General features: G+C 71.8%; 13 protein-coding genes. 6 read left to right on the top strand and 7 right to left on the bottom strand.

The window, feature by feature from the left end:
• Positions 1-56: 56 nt before the first annotated feature.
• The 3 genes from WMF28_RS14790 to WMF28_RS14780 form a co-directional block, all read right to left on the bottom strand.
• Positions 57-971, bottom strand: a complete 915-nt coding sequence (locus WMF28_RS14790; RefSeq protein ID WP_437604258.1) for an isoaspartyl peptidase/L-asparaginase — start codon at positions 969-971, stop codon at positions 57-59.
• Positions 972-1026: 55 nt separating this feature from the next.
• On the bottom strand, positions 1027-1578 hold the full coding sequence (locus tag WMF28_RS14785; RefSeq protein WP_437602870.1) for a hypothetical protein: 552 nt from the start codon (positions 1576-1578) through the stop codon (positions 1027-1029).
• A 956-nt stretch (positions 1579-2534) separates the two neighbouring features.
• The gene (locus WMF28_RS14780) at positions 2535-3035 is read right to left on the bottom strand and encodes a hypothetical protein (protein WP_437602869.1); all 501 of its coding nucleotides are present in this window, start codon (positions 3033-3035) and stop codon (positions 2535-2537) included.
• Positions 3036-3531: 496 nt separating this feature from the next.
• On the opposite strand from WMF28_RS14780, the gene WMF28_RS14775 reads away from it, so the two are divergent.
• The 3 genes from WMF28_RS14775 (at position 3532) to WMF28_RS14765 (ending at position 9074) form a co-directional block, all read left to right on the top strand.
• Entirely contained in the window at positions 3532-5352 is a 1821-nt protein-coding gene (locus tag WMF28_RS14775; protein ID WP_437602868.1) for a hypothetical protein, read from the top strand.
• A gap of 74 nt (positions 5353-5426) precedes the next feature.
• Complete coding sequence (locus tag WMF28_RS14770) at positions 5427-6815, top strand: pyridoxal phosphate-dependent aminotransferase (RefSeq protein ID WP_437602867.1); 1389 nt, start codon at positions 5427-5429, stop codon at positions 6813-6815.
• Positions 6816-6905: 90 nt separating this feature from the next.
• The gene (locus WMF28_RS14765) at positions 6906-9074 is read left to right on the top strand and encodes a protein kinase domain-containing protein (RefSeq protein WP_437602866.1); all 2169 of its coding nucleotides are present in this window, start codon (positions 6906-6908) and stop codon (positions 9072-9074) included.
• An 88-nt stretch (positions 9075-9162) separates the two neighbouring features.
• On the opposite strand, the gene WMF28_RS14760 is transcribed toward WMF28_RS14765, so the two are convergent.
• On the bottom strand, positions 9163-9633 hold the full coding sequence (locus tag WMF28_RS14760; protein ID WP_437602865.1) for a response regulator: 471 nt from the start codon (positions 9631-9633) through the stop codon (positions 9163-9165).
• Between the two features lie 350 nt (positions 9634-9983).
• Here WMF28_RS14760 and WMF28_RS14755 point away from each other — a divergent pair, with 350 nt between their 5' ends.
• From WMF28_RS14755 to WMF28_RS14745, 3 genes are all read left to right on the top strand, one after another.
• Positions 9984-10490 (top strand): DUF2505 domain-containing protein, encoded by a 507-nt coding sequence (locus tag WMF28_RS14755; RefSeq protein ID WP_437602864.1) that lies wholly within the window; start codon positions 9984-9986, stop codon positions 10488-10490.
• A gap of 231 nt (positions 10491-10721) precedes the next feature.
• Positions 10722-12056: an NAD(P)/FAD-dependent oxidoreductase gene (locus tag WMF28_RS14750; RefSeq protein ID WP_437602863.1), complete on the top strand. Its 1335-nt coding sequence runs from the start codon at positions 10722-10724 to the stop codon at positions 12054-12056.
• A 224-nt stretch (positions 12057-12280) separates the two neighbouring features.
• On the top strand, positions 12281-13003 hold the full coding sequence (locus tag WMF28_RS14745) for a hypothetical protein (RefSeq protein WP_437602862.1): 723 nt from the start codon (positions 12281-12283) through the stop codon (positions 13001-13003).
• A gap of 49 nt (positions 13004-13052) precedes the next feature.
• Here WMF28_RS14745 and WMF28_RS14740 read toward each other — a convergent pair whose 3' ends face one another.
• The 3 genes from WMF28_RS14740 to WMF28_RS14730 all read right to left on the bottom strand — a co-directional run bounded on the left by WMF28_RS14740 (position 13053) and on the right by WMF28_RS14730 (position 17544).
• Positions 13053-14543, bottom strand: coding sequence for a tetratricopeptide repeat protein (locus tag WMF28_RS14740; RefSeq protein WP_437602861.1), 1491 nt, complete (start codon positions 14541-14543; stop codon positions 13053-13055).
• A gap of 131 nt (positions 14544-14674) precedes the next feature.
• A complete protein-coding gene (locus tag WMF28_RS14735) occupies positions 14675-16843 on the bottom strand; it encodes a serine/threonine protein kinase (protein WP_437602859.1) in 2169 nt (722 codons plus the stop codon).
• A 44-nt stretch (positions 16844-16887) separates the two neighbouring features.
• Complete coding sequence (locus WMF28_RS14730; protein WP_437491385.1) at positions 16888-17544, bottom strand: hypothetical protein; 657 nt, start codon at positions 17542-17544, stop codon at positions 16888-16890.
• Positions 17545-17573: the final 29 nt, after the last annotated feature.

Raw genomic sequence — 17573 nt, 5'->3', positions numbered from 1 at the left:
GGCGTCACGCGATGATCATCGAATCAACAAGGCGGAATGCACTTTGCAAAGACCTTTTACACACCGCTCTCTTCACCCCAGTCCCCGGCCGCCGCCCACGACATCGTCTCTGTCGACCGCGCCAGCCCGAACCGCCCGCACCGGTCGATGGCGATGACGCCCCCGGTCACGTCGAGCCGCTCTGCCAGGTGCGCGATGATCCCCCGTGCGGCGTCGACGGCGCTGCAGCCGGCGCGCATCCGCTCCACGGCGGAGTGCGCCGACGCGAGCCGGATCATCCCCTCTCCGTAGCCGGTCGTCGACACGGCCCCGGCCTCGTCGTCGGCGTACGTCCCGGCCCCGATGAGCGGCGAGTCCCCCACCCGCCCGACCCGCTTGTTCACCGTGCCGCCCGTGCTCGTGGCCGCGGCGGTGAGCCCGCTCGCGTCCCGCGCGACAGCGCCGACCGTGCTGCCCGCCCAGGAGGTCGCGCGGCCCGCGCCCTGCTGGACCGCGGCGAGCGCCTCCCGCGCGGCCTCGGTGATGAGCGCCGCCTCGCCCACGGGCGAGAACCCCATCCGTCGCGCGAACCTCGCGGCGCCCTGGGCGGCGTAGAGCACATGCCTGCCGTCCTCCAGCGCCGCGCGCGCGATCGCGATCGGCTCGGCGAAATCCGAGAGCGCGCAGACCGCGCCGGCCCGCAGCCCGCGGCCCTCCATGATCGACGCGTCGAGCTCGACGTGGCCCTCCTCGTTGAGGACCGCCCCCGTGCCCGCGTTGAAGAGCGGATCGTCCTCGAGGACGCGCACCGCGCGCTCGACGGCGTCGAGCGCGCTCCCGCCCTCGGCGAGCACGCGCGCCCCCTCGCGCGCCGCGCAGAGACACCCCGCCGCGTGCAGCGGCCGCCGCTTGGGGGCGACGTTCCCCGCGCCGCCGTGCACCAGGATGGATCGCTCCCCTCCGCGCCCGCCCAGATGATGGATGACGTGCATCACGCTCGCGGCACCCTACCGCGGCGCGCGCCCGGAGGTCCACGCCCACCCGGCGCTACTCGGCCGGAGACGCGCCCCTCTTGGCCGTGAGGTCGTAGTCCATCCCGCACGGCAGCGCCGCGAACACCGGCGCGAAGCTGAGCTCGCCGGCCACGAGGTTCTCGCAGTGCGATCCCGCCGTGGGCGTGAACGCGTAGGACATCCGCGCCTTGAACCGCGCGACGTCGTCGCCGGCGTCGCCGAGCTCCCCGCTCGCCCGGTCGCGCCGCTCGACGGAGCACGGCGGCCCTGGCGGCGCGTCGCCGGTGCGCATGTCCGCGATCACGCGCCCCTCGATCGAGAAGCTCACGTTGTCCTCGGCGAGGACGCCCTCGATGACGCTGGCGCCGTTGTCCCAGAACAGCGCGCCCTCGCCGCGCGCGAGCTCGACATCGAACTCCCACAGGCGCGTCGCCCCGAGCGCCCCCTCACCGCACGTGTTCGCCGTCTGCGTCCCGACCACGTGGAAGGTGCCGAGCGCGGTCCCCTGCGCCGCGGTCTCGTCGCCGAAGGCGTCGACGCACGCCGGGAGCACAGCCGACAGCAACGCGAGCAGCAGCATCCGCATCGAGCCCGCCTACCAGACCGGCCCGGCGAGGGACAAAAAAGCACCCCAGGCAATGAAAATAAAAAACGGGTCGGGTGCTTCGCTTGCACCCGACCCGTCCCGTGGGCCTCTACCGGAGGCCTTCTGGACCCCGCATGATCCCGCCTGTGCGGCGCCTCCCCTGCCCCATCGCGACGAGCGATCGACCCCGTAGAACCGGTGAGAATCGTTTCCGGAAGACCTGAGTCTCCCTCGATTCCCTCTCTGCCGGTCTCGCGGAGGTCGCGATGGCAATCAACAGGTTGTTAGGCACCGGACCTGGCCGAGCGCGGAGGCGTCTCGCAAGGCCCCGATGACCCTGCGTCACGCTCCACGAGGGTCAGCTGTTCCCAGCCTCCGGTATAGAAGAGCCACTGGTACTGTGCATGGTGTCCATCCCTCCTCCGGCGTGCCGGCACCCCGCGCCGGATCGAAAGAGATCGTCCGGCATGGCAAGGGTGTTCGATTGCGGATCAGCGGAGAGCCCGCCGATCTGGTGTCGACCCCGGCACCGTGGTGCTCCACGGCAGGACCATCCTGGAGCTGATGCTCCGTCCGAGGCCGAGGACCAGCCTATCACCGCTGTTCAGGCGAGCAAGGGGCTCACGCACTGAAACATCGAAAGCAACTCGCTTCCATTCATTCCTCACCTCGCGCGCCGGCGCAGCGCCCAGAGCCGCTCGGAGCGACCAGGCCGGACAGGGCGCAGCGCCCGTCGGTCGCACAGCGCACGGCCGCACAGCGCACGGCGCACAGCGCGGTTCAGAGGGGCTGCGCGCAGAGCGCGGGCGAGCAGCGGACGGAGCGCGTCCGGACACGGGAGCACATCCGACGGAATGTGTCCGGCGGAGCGGAACAGCAGCGCGGACGGCAGCGGCGGCCGGGGCGCGGCGAGCTCGCGGAGGCGCCGCGGCGCGCGTGGCGCCAGCGCGCGCCGGCTACACGTGCATGAACCAGCTCGGCTCCTCGGCCTCCGGCAGCGCCGTGGCGAGGACCGCGAGCATCGCGTCGATCTCTTCCTTCGTATGCACGCCGCTGCGCAGGATGGCCGCGGGCCCCTCGCCCGCCGGCACCACGACCGACTCGACGGCGAGCGCCGTCTCGACCCCGTAGCCGTAGGACGCCAGCGTCACGACCGCCGTGGCTTCCCGGTCGTCGAGCAGCCTGCGGATCGTCATCGTGCGCCGCACGCGCTCGCTGTCCTCGGCCCACGACGCGAGCCACACACGCGTCGCTTCGTCGAGGCCGACGAGCACGAGCTGAGCGGGGGGCATGGCGTCGGGATCGGCCGCGGCCACCGCGGCGCGGTGGAAGCCCCGCACCTCCCGGCACCAGAGCGGCGGCGCGCCGTCGACCCGGACGAGGAAACCGCAGGGACCGCGAGCCCCCTCTCGCTCGGAGCCCCCCGAAGAAGCGGAAGAGAAACTGTCGTTCGACACGAAGGGAGACGATACACGAGCTCTGCTCGGCGGAGGAAGCCCGCTCGATTGCGCAGCACGTCGAACCGCCAAGGCTCCGCCCAGGTCACACAGGGTGCCTGGGTGCGCTCGCCGCCTCCCTTGGCTTCCCGTCGCCTCCCGTCGCCTCCCGTGCCTCCCGTGCCTCCGTGCCTCCCGTGCCTCCCGTGCCTCCCGTGCTTCCCGTGCTTCCCCGTCGGATTCCTGCGCTTCCCTCCCCTGGCACGGTTCCCACAACGAGAACGCCACACTCCCTGGATTTCGGCTAAGGTGGCCCCCGCCTCCCCCGTGGAGCCCGTCCGGGACGGGGTGCGTTCTGCACCTACGGCGTCGCCCCGGCCGACGGGCTCCAGCCCGCAGCGGCGGGTCGGGGCGGCGGCAGCAGCGCTCGTCGCCGGGCGCGCTGTCGCGGCAGCCGGCGCAGAGGCCGCCGGCGCGCCCCCCACGTCACCTCGATCCCGATCCCGAACCGCAGGCAATGAAGCTCACGTCGCAAGAAATCATCGAGATCGTCGCCGCGTTCTGCGCCTACTTCGGCGCCGCGTACGCGCTCAACGCCTTCGCCCCCCCTCGCCTTCGCGTGCTCGCGCGGTACGGCACGGTCGCCGCGGGCGCCGTGCTGTTCTTCTATGGCCTGCACCGGTACATCGACGAGCACGCCCGCGCCGTGGACCTGGCGAAGGTGCTGATCGCGATGGGCGCCGCGCTCTGCGTCTTCTACGAGACGCAGCGCGAGGGGATGCGCCGGCCGATCGCGGAGCGCTGGAAGCGGTACGTCGGCGTGGCCCTCGGGGTCGCCGCCATCGTCGCCTACTTCAACGGCTTCCGCTTCGGCTATCCCAAGTATTACCATCGATGGGATCAGTTCCACTACTACATGGGGGCCAAGTACTTCCCCGAGATGGGGTACGACGGCCTCTACAAGTGCGCGCTGATCGCGCAGGACGAGCTCGGGCTCGTCACGTACACGAACGAGGACACCGGGCGGTCCATCAAGCTGGACATGGCGAAGGAGGTCCGCCACCCGGACAAGAAGATCCGGAACCTCGGCGGCGACAACCTCCTCATGCCGGCGAGCGAGGTGCTCGACAAACCCGAGATCTGCAAGGCGCACTTCGCCCCGGAGCGCTGGGAGAAGTTCAAGGCCGACGTGCAGTTCTTCCGGACGTCCTCCGACAAGGGCTACTGGGAGGACATGCAGAAGGACCACGGCTACAACCCGCCGCCGGTCTGGACGATCATGGGCAAATTCTGGGGGGACCTCCAGCCGGCCAGCACCGGCTACCTCCAGTTCCTCGCCAGCTTCGATATTTTCTATCTGCTCGGCATGTTCGCCGCCATCTACTGGGCCTTCGGATGGCGGGTCTTCGCCGTCGCGGCGATCTTCTGGGGCTGCCAGTCGTCGGCGCCGTTCTACTGGACCGGCGGCGCGTTCCTCCGGCAGGACTGGCTCTTCTACCTCGTCCTCTCGGCCTGCCTCATCCGCAAGCGCTACTTCAAGCTCGCCGGCGCGAGCATGGTCTACGCCGGCCTCCTGCGCATCTTCCCGGGCCTGCCGGTGATCGGCTGGCTGACCGTCGCGGGGATTTACCTCGTCCGCCACAAGCGGATGGCGCGATCGCACGTGCAGGTCCTGATCGGCGGCGTCCTCGCGGCCGCCGTGCTCATCCCGGTGAGCATGAAGGTCTCCGGCAAGGACTCGTACGTGCAGTTCTACGAGCACACGCTCAAGGTGCACGACCAGACGCCGCTGACGAACCACATGGGCCTCCGCGTCCTCGTCGGCCACAAGCCCGGGACCGGCGTCGAGTCCGGCCGGATGAAGTACACGAAGGACACGAAGCTCGTCGATCCGTTCGAGGTCTGGAAGCGGATGCGCAACGAGCGCTACGCGAAATACCGGTGGATCGCCTACGGGATCATCGCCGCCAGCTTCGCCGGCTTCGTCTACGTGTGCCGGCGGATCCGCTCGCTGTGGGTGGCCCAGTGCCTGGCCCAGATCTTCGTCATTCTGCTCTCGCAGCTCACCTGTTATTACTATTCGTTCATGATCCTGAGCGCGCCGCTCACCCGGCTGAAACGGCAGATCGAGGTGCCCCTGTTCGGCCTGGCGGCGCTCAGCCAGTTCATCTGGATCACGTTCCACTATAACGACGACAAGTACACGGCGCTCACCGTGGTCTCACTCGCCTTCTGCTATTACCTGCTCTGCCTCTTCTCGGGTAAGCCGATGCCGTGGGCGCGGCGCCACGAGCCGGCGAGCGCCGAGGAGGCGAAGCCAACGGCCCAGAAGGCCTGAGGCGCCGCGCGTCCGCGCTGGCCCCCCGCGACACCGCCCCCCCAAGAACGCCTGGAGACGCCTGGAAGCGAACGATGACGGACGTAGAGCGAGAGCATCCTGAAGAGCCCGGAGACCTCCAGGGAGACGAGGCCCGCCCGAGCTACCCCGGGGCGCCGGCGGAACGGGAGCACAGCCCCCCCCAGCGCGGCGACGAGCGCGCGGTCCACGCCTTCCGGAAGGTCCCGCGGACGGGCGTCATCTACGTTACGACCGAGGCCGCGCGCCTCGGGTTCAATCCGGGCGCCGACGAGGGGGCGGACGGCTGGTGCAACCTCGGGCAAGGTCAGCCGGAGACGGGGCCGCTCCCCGGCGCGCCCGAGCGCTGCTCGGCGGTGCCGATCGCCGGCGACGACCAGGAGTACGCGCCGGTGGCCGGCCTGTGGGAGCTGCGCGAGGCGATCGCCTCGCTGTACAACCGTGCGTACCGGCGTGGCATGCCGTCGCGCTACACGGCCGAGAACGTCGCCGTGTCGGGCGGGGGCCGCATCGCCCTCACCCGCGCCGCGGCGGCGCTCGGGCAGATCAACCTCGGCCACTTCCTGCCCGACTACACCGCGTATGAGGAGCTGCTCGACGTCTTCCGGCTGTTCTCGCCGATCCCGATCCTGCTCGAGGGCGAGCGGGGCTACTCGTTCTCGGTCGGCGATCTCCGCCGCGAGATCCTCGGCCGCGGCCTGAGCGCGATCCTCGCCTCGAATCCATGCAACCCGACCGGAAAGCACGTGCGGGGCGAGGAGCTCGCCGCCTGGGTCCGCACCGCAAAGGAGCTCGATTGCGCGCTCTTGCTCGACGAGTTCTACTCGCACTACGTCTACGGGATGGGCGACGTCGCCCCGATGGAGAGCGCCGCGCGCTACGTCGAGGAGGTCGACCGCGATCCGGTGGTGATCTTCGACGGCCTGACGAAGAACTGGCGCTACCCCGGCTGGCGCGTCACCTGGACCCTGGGGCCGCGCGAGGTCATCGAGGCGGTGGCGAGCGCCGGCAGCTTCCTCGACGGCGGCGGCTCGAAGCCGATGCAGCGCGCCGCGGCAGAGTTGCTCACCATCGAGCACACCCGCGCCGAGACGACGGCCATCCACCGCGCGTTCTCGCGCAAGCGCGAGCTCTTGCTCGCGGGGCTGCGCAAGATCGGCGTTACCATCGACGTGGCGCCCGAGGGCACGTTCTACGTCTGGGGCTCGGTCGCCGACCTGCCGCCGGGGCTCTCGGACGGCCACGGCTTCTTCCGGGCGGCGCTCGGGGAGCGGATCATCGTCGTGCCGGGCGAATTCTTCGACGTCAACCCGGGCAAGCGCCGGGCGGGCCGGCCGTCACGGTTCCGTCACCACGTCCGCTTTTCGTTCGGCCCGAGCGAGGAGGTCCTCGTCCGGGCGCTCGGGCGGCTCGAGCGCATGGTAGGCGAGCGTCGCCGGGCCTGACACCGGAGGCGCCGCGCAGCGGAGCGGGAAGACGGGGCCGAGCGCCAGGTCTTGTCGCGCTGCACGTCTTCCGACATGGTGGGGGAGCGCGTGGCCAAAGATCCGTGGAGTGATTGGAACGACGACGACCCCGGTAACTTCCAGCCGGGGGATACCATCGGCCCCTACGAGCTGCTGTTTCCTGCGGCCGTGGGCGGCATGGCCGCCGTGTGGGCCGCGCGGCTCAGGCGGCCCAACGGCACCGTCCAGATCGTCGCCGTCAAGCTGCTGTCGGACGCGATGCGCGGGGACGACGACGCGCGCGCGATGTTCCTCGACGAGGCGTGCACCGCGTCGCGCATCCTCCACCCGAACGTGGTGCACATCCTCGCGTACGGCGAGGTCCGCGATCGGCCGTACCTCGCGATGGAGTGGATCGACGGCGCCCCGATCGCGAAGATCTTCTCGAACCAGAAGGCGAAGCGCGCGCTCCTGCCGCTCAGCTGGGTGCTCCACGTGATGATCGACGCGTGCGCCGGCCTGCACGCGGCGCACGAGGTCCGCGACGACACGGGGGAGCTGCTCAACCTCATCCACCGCGACGTCACGCCCGAGAACGTGATGGTGACCTTCGACGGCATGGTGAAGGTCGTCGACTTCGGCGTCGCGAAGACGCGGGCGCGCGCGCAGGTCAGCCGCGTCGGCGCGATCAAGGGCAAGACGGGGTACTTCTCGCCCGAGCAGGTGATGGGCGGCGCGCTCGATCGCCGCAGCGATCTGTTCTCCATGGGCGTGCTGCTCTACCTGCTCGTGACGGGTCACACGCCGTTCCGCGGCAAGGGCCCGCTCGAGGCGATGCAGCAGATCGCCAACCGCAACCCGCAGCCGCCGCGCGAGATCATGCCCGAGGTCCACCCGGAGCTCGATCGCATCATCATGCGGGCGCTCGCCAAGAACCCGAACGAGCGGTACCAGACGGCCGCGGAGCTGCGCCGCGATCTCGAGCAGGTGAGCATCGCCATCCGCGACAGCTACAACGACAAGCAGGTGGGCCAGCTCGTCCGCGAGCTGCTCCCCGGGGTCGCCGAGGCGCGCAAGGAGCGGATCGACCAGGCGATCGACGAGCTCGATCGGATCCTCGCCGAGCGCGCCCACCCGCACAGGCCGCAGGCAGCGCGCCCCGAGGACGCGACCGAGGTGATGCTCCGGCGCATCTCCATGCTGCCGATCCTGCAGGACGGGCCGGAGGCGCCGGAGGACCCGGCCGACGCGGCGCCGCCCTCCGCCGGGGCGGGCCCCGCGAGCTCGCGCATGTCGGGGCCGGCCAGCTCGCGCATGTCGGGCCCCGCGAGCTCGCGCATGTCGGGCCCCGCGAGCTCGCGCATGTCGGGGCCGACCAGCTCGCGCCGCTCGAACCCGGATCCGATGCGCAAGTCGAACCCGGACGCGACCCGCAAGTCGCATCCGGACGCGACGAGCTCGCCGCTCGAGTTCGCGGCAGGGCTGCCGCCCCTGCCGATGGGCCCGCCGCCGCTGCCCGCGGGCCGACCGGCGGCGCACGTCGGTCCGCTGCACGTCGGGGCGGCGCACGCGGGTCCAGCGGTGCACGCGAACGGGCCCACGAGCGCGGTCACGTCGACGCCCGAGCAGCGCGCGCGCCCGGGCTGGGCGAGGGGGTCGTTCGTCCGCGTGGCGCTGATCACGCTGATCGTTCTGGGTCTGGCCGCGGCGGCAGCGTTCCTGCTGGTCCGGCGTTCCGGCGGCCTGTCGTTCGGCTCGCTGGTGTTGCCCTTCGCGCGTCCAAGCGCGTCCGGGCCGACGCTGGCTCCGCCCGACGCCGGGGTGACGCAGGACGCAGCCGCGGCGCAGGACGCAGCCGCGGCGCAGGACGCAGCCGCGGCGCAGGACGCGGCCGTGACGGCCGCGCTCGACGCCATCGCTGACGCCGCAGCCTCGGCCGACGCAGCCGCGGCTGAGCTGGCCGCCGACGCGGCCACCCCGGCCGACGCAGACGCCGACGCCGCGGTCCCCGCCGACGCAGCCGCACCTCTCCCGAGCGGACAGCCGGCGTATGTGCCCGGCGGCGCCGCCCCCGCGCCGCGCGTCCCGGGGCCCTTGCCGGCGCCGCCTGTCACCGGCGCGCCCGTGCTGCGGCCTGGATGGCCGTCGAACCCGCCCCGCCCCACGCCGCCTCCGCCGCGCGCCCCCGCGCCCGGCCAGGCTCCACGGCGCTCGCCCGGGCCTGCCTCGCCGCCCCCCCTCGACCTGGCGCCGCGGTAGCGAGCGCCGTCGGACCGGGTGCGGCGGCGGCCTCCGCAGCCCTCCGCGTACCGGTGCATCGCCGCGAGCTTCGCCGCCGCGGGCGCGCTCAGTCCTTCTGCGGCTTCTCGGCCTGCGGCTTCTCGGTCTGCGGCTTCTCGGTCTGCGGCTTCTCGGTCTGCGGCTTCTCGGGCAGCGGGGTGGCGCGAGACGCGGCTTTCTTCAGGGACGACTCCGCGAGCGACACCAGCATTGCGAGGTTCACCGGCTTCGAGAGCAGGAAGATCGCATGCCGCCACAGCGCGCGGATGCGGGCCTGCTGCGACTCATCGGCGGTCACGACGAAGACGGGCGTGTCCCGGTTCAGCGCCCCCTTGGCCGAGAGCGAGTCGAGCACGCTGAAGCCGTCGACCAGCGGCATGTGCAGGTCGAGCACCACGAGATCGAATTTGCGCGCGGCGAGCCGGCGCAGCGCCGGCGCCCCGCCGTTCGCCTCCTCGATGTCCCCGAGCGTACGGAGCGCGCGTCCAAACATGCCTCGGATCGCGGTGTCATCATCGATGACGAGGATGCACGTCACAGCATGACGATGTTTGCATGGATACGGAAGCGCTGGAAGCCCGCCGCCCGTCTCCGCATCGCGCGGAGCGAGCGTCCACAAGGCCGCGCGCCGCGGATCTCCATCTCGGGACGTCGCCGACGTCGCCTCGGCCCAACCGTGATCCCGCGTCCGCTTCGCGCCTTCGCTCGCAGGAAAACGCTCGGCCGGACCTCGCGCTCGACGCAGTGAGCGCGAGGTCCGCACAGCGAAGACGGACGCCTCGTCATCGCAGATCCTGTGTTCAGTGGCCCCGGGCGAGACGTGGACGCCACGGACGGGCTGCGGTAGACGCGGAGCAAGACCTCATCCGCACCGCAAAGGAACGATCCATGGGCAAGTTCACCCTCACGAACGAGATCAACTGCAACGTCGACACCTTTTGGAAGCTGTTCCTGGACAAGACCTTCAACGAGGAGCTCTACCGGAAGGAGCTCGGTTTTCCCGAGTACACCATCACGGAGCAGGTCGAGACGGAGACGGAGATCCTCCGGAAGTCGGCCGGGAAGCCGAAGATGAACCTGCCCGGCCCCGTGGAGAAGCTGCTCGGCTCGGGCTTCCGCTATACCGAGGAGGGCAGGCTGAACAAAGCCACGAAGGTGTGGAGCTTCAAGCTGACGCCCAGCACCCTGGCCGACAAGATGCGCAACGAGGGCGTGGTGCGCGTCGAGGCGATCGGCGACAACAAGGTGCGTCGGATCGCCGAGCTCATCATCGAAGCGAAGGTGTTCGGTATCGGCGGCTTGCTCGAGAGCAGCGCCGAGAAGGAGCTGCGGCAAGGATGGGAGGAAAGCGCCGTCTTCATGAACAAGTGGATCGCCCAGGGCCGAGCGGTCTAGCCGCCCAGGCATCCGCCGGTCGGCCGGGCCCCGCTTGCCTGCCACCAGGCAGGCGGAAGCGAGCGCCGCCAGACGCATGGCGGGCGACGCCGCCGGGCGAGGAACGCGAGCGACGTCTCTCCGCCCATCCCTCGCCCGGTTGAAGAACGCGACCCGCACGTCCAAGGTCAAAGCGCGCGATTTTATGTAACCCCGCTTGCTGAGATAGCTCACAGGTAACAGGGCCACGGCATGGAGCACGTGGTCATCCTCGGCGCCGGCTTCGGCGGTCTCTACGCGGCGAAGGCGCTCCGGCGCGAGCCGGTGCGGGTGACCGTGATCGACCGGCGCAACCACCACACGTTCCAGCCCCTCCTGTATCAGGTCGCCACCGCAGGCCTGAACCCGAGCGACATCGCCGCGCCCATCCGGCGCGTGCTCCGCAAGCAGAAGAACACGAGCGTGCTCCTCGCCGAGGCGACGGCGATCGACCCGGCGCAGAAGCGGGTGATCTTGGAGGACGGCGAGCTCGGCTACGACAAGCTGATCGTGGCGGCCGGGGCGTCGCACTCCTACTTCGGGCACGATGAGTGGGCGCCGTTCGCGCCCGGGCTGAAGACCATCGAGGATGCGCTCCAGATACGGCGGCGCGTCCTCCTCGCCTTCGAGGCGGCCGAGCGCGAGCCCGATCCGGCGCGGCGGCGCGCCTGGATGACGTTCGTGGTGGTCGGCGGGGGCCCGACGGGCGTCGAGCTCGCCGGGGCCCTCTCGGAGCTCGCGCGGCACACGCTCCTGCACGACTTCCGGCGCATCAACCCGCGCGAAGCGCGCATCCTCCTCGTGGAGGGCGCAGGGCAGGTCCTGCCATCGTACGTCCCGGAGCTGGGCGAGAAGGCGCGAGAGCAGCTGGCGGCGCTCAACGTGGAGGTGCATACGCGCTGCCTCGTCACCGAGATCGACGACGAGGGGGTCTCGATCGGCGACAAACGGATCGAGGCCAAGACCGTGCTCTGGGGGGCCGGCGTCGCAGCGTCACCCCTCGCCCGCAGCCTCGGCGTGCCGCTCGACCGGGCAGGGCGCGTGCTGGTTGCGCCGGACCTGACCGTGCCCGGCCACGAGGACGTCTACGTCGTCGGCGATCTCGCGTCGCTGAAGCAGGAGGACGGGACGCCCGTGCCGGGCGTGGCGCCCGCGGCGATCCAGGCAGGCCGCCACGCCGCGCGCAACATCGCGCGCACCGTGCGGGGGCTGCCGCGGCTGCCGTTCCGGTACCGCGACAAGGGCGCGATGGCGACGATCGGGCGGGCCGCTGCGGTCGCCGACTTCGGCAAGGTGAAGCTCTCCGGGTTCCCGGCGTGGCTCGCGTGGCTCTTCGTCCACATCGTGTTCCTGATCGGCTTCCGCAGCCGGTTCCTCGTGCTGTTCTCGTGGGCCCTGTCGTACCTGACCTACCAGCGCGCCTCGCGCCTGATCACGGGAGAGACCCCGCAGCTCGTGGAGGACCACCACGCGCCGGCGCTCGAGCCGCGCAAGGACGACGGCGCGCTCGCGAGCCAGCCGCTGGAGCACGCGCGCACGCGCGTCTAGGCGCCGCCGGACACGCCGCTGCGCGGCCCGTTCCGCCGGTCGACCGCGCGCAAGGCACGGCGGCGCGCCTCGCTCGACCACCGCGGGCCCGGGCGTCGCTCGCGGCGTCGCTCGGACCGGGCCCGGGATGGAGGCCGCGCGGCGCCCGAGAGCACACATGCGGCAGAGCGGGATCCTGCGCTCGTCTGGACCTTTGCGCGCGAGCTGCGTTAGCGTCGTAGACCATGCACATCTATCCCGGACAGGGCGCCTCGGCGCACCCATCGCGAGCCCTCTTCGCCAGCGCAGCATCTCTCGCCGCACTCCTGCTCGGCGCCTCCTCCGCCTTCGCGCAGGCGCCCCCTCCGGTTGAGCCCGCTCCTGCCGGAGCGCAGCCGCAGGCCGCGCCCTATGGAGCTCCTCCGACGTACGGCGCCGCCTACGGGCAGCAGCCCGGCTACTACCCGCCGCCCGGATACGCCCCCCCTCCTGGGTATGCCCCGCCGCCCGGATACGCCCAGCCTTCCAGCACGTATCCCGTCGGCCCGAGGATCATGAACTACGAGGAAGGGCAGGCGGTCCCCGAGGGCTACCGCGTCGAGGAGAGGGCGCGCCGCGGCCTGATCATCGGCGGCGCCGTGACGTTCGGCGTCACGTACATCCTCTCGGCGATGGTCGGGCTCGTCGCGGAGAGCGCGGATCGCGCGAGCGGCGGCACCGGAGAGAGCTACATCCCGCTCTACATCCCCCTCGCCGGCCCCTTCATCACGATCGGCACGTCCGACGCGAAGGGCGGCGGCGTCTTCGTCCTCATGGTCGACGGGCTGGCTCAGGTCGCCGGCGCTGCCATGTTCATCGGCGGCCTCGCCGCGCCGCAGAAGAAGCTCGTCCGCAACGACGTCGCCCTCTCCGTGAAGCCGATCGTCACCGGCGACACCCTCGGCCTCGGCGTCTCCGGCTCGCTCTGAGCGCGCGCCGCCGGCGCCCCGGCGTCACGTCACGACCGGGGCCCTCGCGTCACGTCACGACCGGCGGCGTCTCGTCCATCGTCTTGACGGCGCGCTTGGCCCTGCGGCGCACGTCGACGTGCAGCGACTCGTCGAAGTTGATGGCCGAGAACGCCGCCCGCGCCTCGATGTTCTTGCCGAGGGCGGCGTAGGCCTCGGCCTCGTTCCAGCGCAGCTTCCAGTCGCGCTTCGCGAGATCCGAGAGCCTCCCGGCGTCGGCGATGATCTCCTGGTACCGCTGCTGCTTTCCGAGCTCGCTCCAGTACTCGGCCCTGAGATCGTCGTCCTCGGGCGCGAGCGCGACGGCCGCGGCGAAGCCGGCGAGCGCGTCGTCGATCCGGCCCGCGACGAGCTCGGCGCGGGCGAGCGAGCGGCGCGCGCCGGCGCTGTCGGGGTGCGCGGCGACGAAGGCGGCGAGCGCGGGGATCGCCGCGTTGACCTTCTGGATGTCCGCGGGGTCGCTCGGCCAGAACCGGAGCGAGAGCGCGGCGAGGTCGCCGGGGTCGCTCTCGAGCGCGCGCTCGATCGCGGCGGGCGCCTCCTCGCCGCGGCCGGCCTGGGAGAGGCACTTCGCGAGCTCGACCCACGCGCCGGACGAGGACGGCGCCGTCTTCACGAGCGCCTCGGCCGCGGCGAGCGCCTCGTCGATGCGCCCGAGCGATCGGAGGGCGGCGATCCGCGCGAGGTGCGCTCGCTCGACGCCCTCGCCCTCGCCCTCGCCAGAGACGGCGCGGTCGGCGGCGGCCAGCGCGACGTCGTGGCGGAGCTCGCGCTCGTGGTAGGCGAGCTGCTCGAGATAGAAGGCGCTGTCGCGCGGCGCTGCGTCCCACTGGCCCGTGAGGTAGTCGAGCACCGCGTCGGAGCGCACGTAGACAAGCGAGGCCGCGTCGCGCGGGTTCTCGTAGATCGGCACGAGGACCCCGAGCTGCACCATCGCGTCGAGCGCCGGCTGGCAGTCGGGCTTCGCCTCGAGCGCGAGCACCATCTCGTCGAGGGCGGCGTCCTTCTTCTGCATGGCCAGGTGCACCTGCCCGACCGCCACGTGATAGTCGGCGTCCCCCTGGAACGTCTTCCGGATCGCCTGGAAGCTCTTCAGCGCCGCGGGGTGGTCGCCCATGTTGGCCTGCGCCGAGGCGAGGTTCAGCCGCGCGGCGTGGTCGTCGGGGTCCATGGTGACGATGCGCTTGAGCGCCGAGATCGCCTTCTCGTAGTCGCGCTCGCCGAAGGCCTTCTGCGCGCGCTCCCAGACCGGCGTCTTGTCGAGGAAGGCCTCGAACTGCGAGACGAGCGTGCTGTTCTGCTTGCGCCAGACACCGCTCTTGCCGGGCTCGGAGCTCGTGAGGAAGTCCTTGATCCACTTGCGGGCGGCGTCGATGCTGAGGCCCTTGTCGGCCAACCCCTCGAACTCGCCCCGAGGCACCGGCATGCGCGCGGGGATCCCCTGCCGGCGCGCCATGTTCTCGTCCAGGCCGATCAGCACCCAGTCGCCTTGCTCGCTCATGATCCTAGGACGGTAACCGCCGTGCCCCGCCAGGATCAAGCGACGTCTCGGCGCTGCGCGCCCGCGCAAGAGCGGGCTCTCGACGTGCACGCCCGCGCGAGGCGGGCTCCTCGGCGCGGCGCGCCGGCGCGTCAGGAATAGAGCCAGGCCAGCAGGACGAACGCCATGAAGGCCGCCGCCGCGACCGCGAGGGCGAGCGCGCGCGGTACCCCGAGGAGCATCGGCCGGAGGCTGGCCTGGAACGCGACCGCCTCCACGGAGCTCGGCGGGTTGGCCCGCGTGTCGGGGCCGGACGCGTCGCCCTGGACGGCGAACGCAGCGGTCGGTGTGCCCGCAGCGCCCCCGTTCGCGCCGGCCGCTGCCGCGATCTGCGGGGCCGCGCCGGCGTCCCGAGGCCCCGGAGGGAGCCCAGGCGAGGGGGCGCCGAGGGCGGGGGGCGACGGCGGCGCGGGGGGCGCGAGGTGCTCGAGGCCGAGCTGGGCGAGGATGACTTGCCGCTCGTTGCCCCACGCGACAGGCAGCGCGGTCGTCTCGGGCGCGAGCGTGAGCGGCGCCGACATGACCTTGTGCATCGCCCGCTCGAGCGCGAGCGCCTCGTCGAGGCGGCGCTGCGCGCTCTCCGCGCCGGCGCTCGCGGAGAGGCGCAGCACCTCGGCGGCCATCTCGGAGATGTGCGCCGCCACCTTGGCCAGCGCCAGCTTGCGCTCGGCGTGCGCGACCGCGAAGCGCGCCTCCTCGCGGCTCCGGATCGCCTCGGTCGTGAGCCGGTCGACCTCCGCGTGGAGCTGCTGCGCGCTCTCCGGCGCGCCCTGCGCCAGGGGAGCAGCCCCGGCGTCGTGCTCCGGGGAGAACGCGGCCGCGGCGGTGATCGAGGGAGGCGGCTCGGCGTACGTCGGCGTCGTCGCGGACGTCGAGCGCGGCTCGGCGTCCTGCGCGGTGATGGAGCCGTACGAAGGCAGGCTGCCGCGCTGCCGCCCGCCGCCCGAGCTGCTGGACGCGGGGTCGCCGCGCCCGCGGCCGCTGCTCCCGACGATGACGGTCTTCTCGTCGGCCGTCTCGGAGGGCAGCGTCCCGCGCCGGCGCGAGCTGCCGTCCGCCGTGTCCGTTCCGCGCGAGCCGGGGCCCGACGGCAGCGGCGATGACGTGCCGCCGCCGCGCGTCTCGAGGTCGGTCGCATCGTCGTCAGGGCCGCGCGCCGCGCCGTTCCGGCGGAGCCGGTCGGCGGCGTTCGCTCCCCTGTCTCGCGCGGCGTCGGCGGAGGGCCGGCGCGGGTGCGTCGTCGTCGTGGCCGAAAGCGAGGGGCGCGGCGCCTTGGCGACCCCGGCGAAGCCGCCGGAGACGGCGCGCTCGAACCAGCGCATCTGCCTCATCGCGTTGCGCCGCACGAACCGGCCGAGCGCCTCCTCGTTCCCCTCGAGGTACCCGTGGCTGTGCAGCCAGCCCTCGAGCCGCGCGAGGATCTCGTCCGCGCTCTGGAAGCGCGAGGGCGCGTCCCGCTCGAGACAGCGCATCACGATCGCGACGAGCTCCTTGTCGATCTTCGGCCGGAGCTCCCGCAGATCGGCCGCGGGCTGCGTCGTCATGTTCCGCAGGAGCTCGTAGTCGCTCGACGACGGCCACGGGTGCTTGCCCGAGAAGAGCTCGAACAGCACGACGCCGAGCGAGAACAGGTCGGAGCGCCTGTCGGCGGGGCCCCCGCGGGCCTGCTCCGGCGCCATGTAGGTCGTCACGCGCCGGCGCGCCCCGACGGCCGTGGTCATCACGCGGAGCGACGATTTGGCGAGCCCGAAATCGGCGACCTTCACCTCGCCCTGGAACCCGACGAGCACGTTGCCCGGCGTGAGATCGCGGTGCACCAGGTTGAGCAGCTCGCCGCTCGGCGAGCGGAGCTCGTGCGCCGCGCCGAGCCCGCGGCAGAGCGTCGCGCCGATGTGGACGACGAGCCGCTCGGAGAAGACCTCGCCCGTGTCGAAGACGGTCTTCATGAGCCGCGCGAGGCTCACGCCCTGCACGAGCTCGACGGCGAAGTACGAGCCCTGGTCGTCCGTCCCCCAGCCGGCGACCTCGACGACGTTCGGGTGCTTGAGCGCCGCGGTCGTGCGCACCTCGTCGAAGAACCGGGTGGACACCGTCGGGTCCTCGGCGAAGTGCGGGTGCAGACGCTTGACGGCGAGCAGCTCCCCGGGCCGGTGCGGACCTACCGACCTGCAGAGATCAACGCGGGTGGTCGCTCCGGACGCGATCTCGGCAAGGAACTGAAGCGAGAGCGCAGCCGGCGAGGGCTCGGGGAGCCGAGACATGCGCGATGAAGTCTAGCGGGCGACAACCCCTACCGGAAAGACCCTCAGACGCCCGCGCGCGCCGCGGCGATCGCGGCGGCGACTCCGGAGGGGGTGGCCTTGAGGTGCACGTCCAGGTGGTCATCCTTGGTCTTCAGCGCACGAACACCGAGCACCGGCGCACAGATGCGCAGCGCCCGCGCGACCGCCGGATTCCCGCCGACGGCGGGAATTTTGAGCAGATCCAGGGTGATCCTGTCATCCTTCGCGTCGATCAGCGCGGCGGGCCGCTTCGGCATGAAGGAAACGAGGTTGCCCGGCTTGTCGAGATCGATCGTCCCCGAGTTAATGAGCCCGGCGATCGGCGAGCTCTCGTCGCCCATCACGTGGAGCTTGAGGTCGGCGATCCGCAGGCCGACCTGGATGGCGTCGGCGCGCACGTCGAGCTCCTCGGCGTAGACGGCGAACGAGGCCCGGATCGGGGCGCCCATCACCTTCACGGTGAGCGCGAGGCGCAGGCCGGGGGGCGCGGCCTCGATCACGATGTCCTTGGGTGCGCGCTTTCCGCCGCTGAGCTCCCGCGCCAGGTAGCGCAGCGCATCGATCGGGACGCCGAAGCGCAGGCCGAGCGCGCCGCGCAGCGCCCTCACGATCTCCTCCGGGTGAGCCTTGAGGTAGTCACCGGCCTGGCGGAGCAGCACCTTCGGGTTGGGCTTGGGCATCGTCGGGGCAGCTACGATTGCCCGGAGTC

Source organism: Sorangium sp. So ce590 (assembly GCF_051521365.1).
Lineage (GTDB): Bacteria > Myxococcota_A > Polyangia > Polyangiales > Polyangiaceae > Sorangium.
The sequence above is the reverse complement of the archived record's forward strand: the minus strand, read 5'-3'. Positions and strand labels throughout refer to the sequence as shown.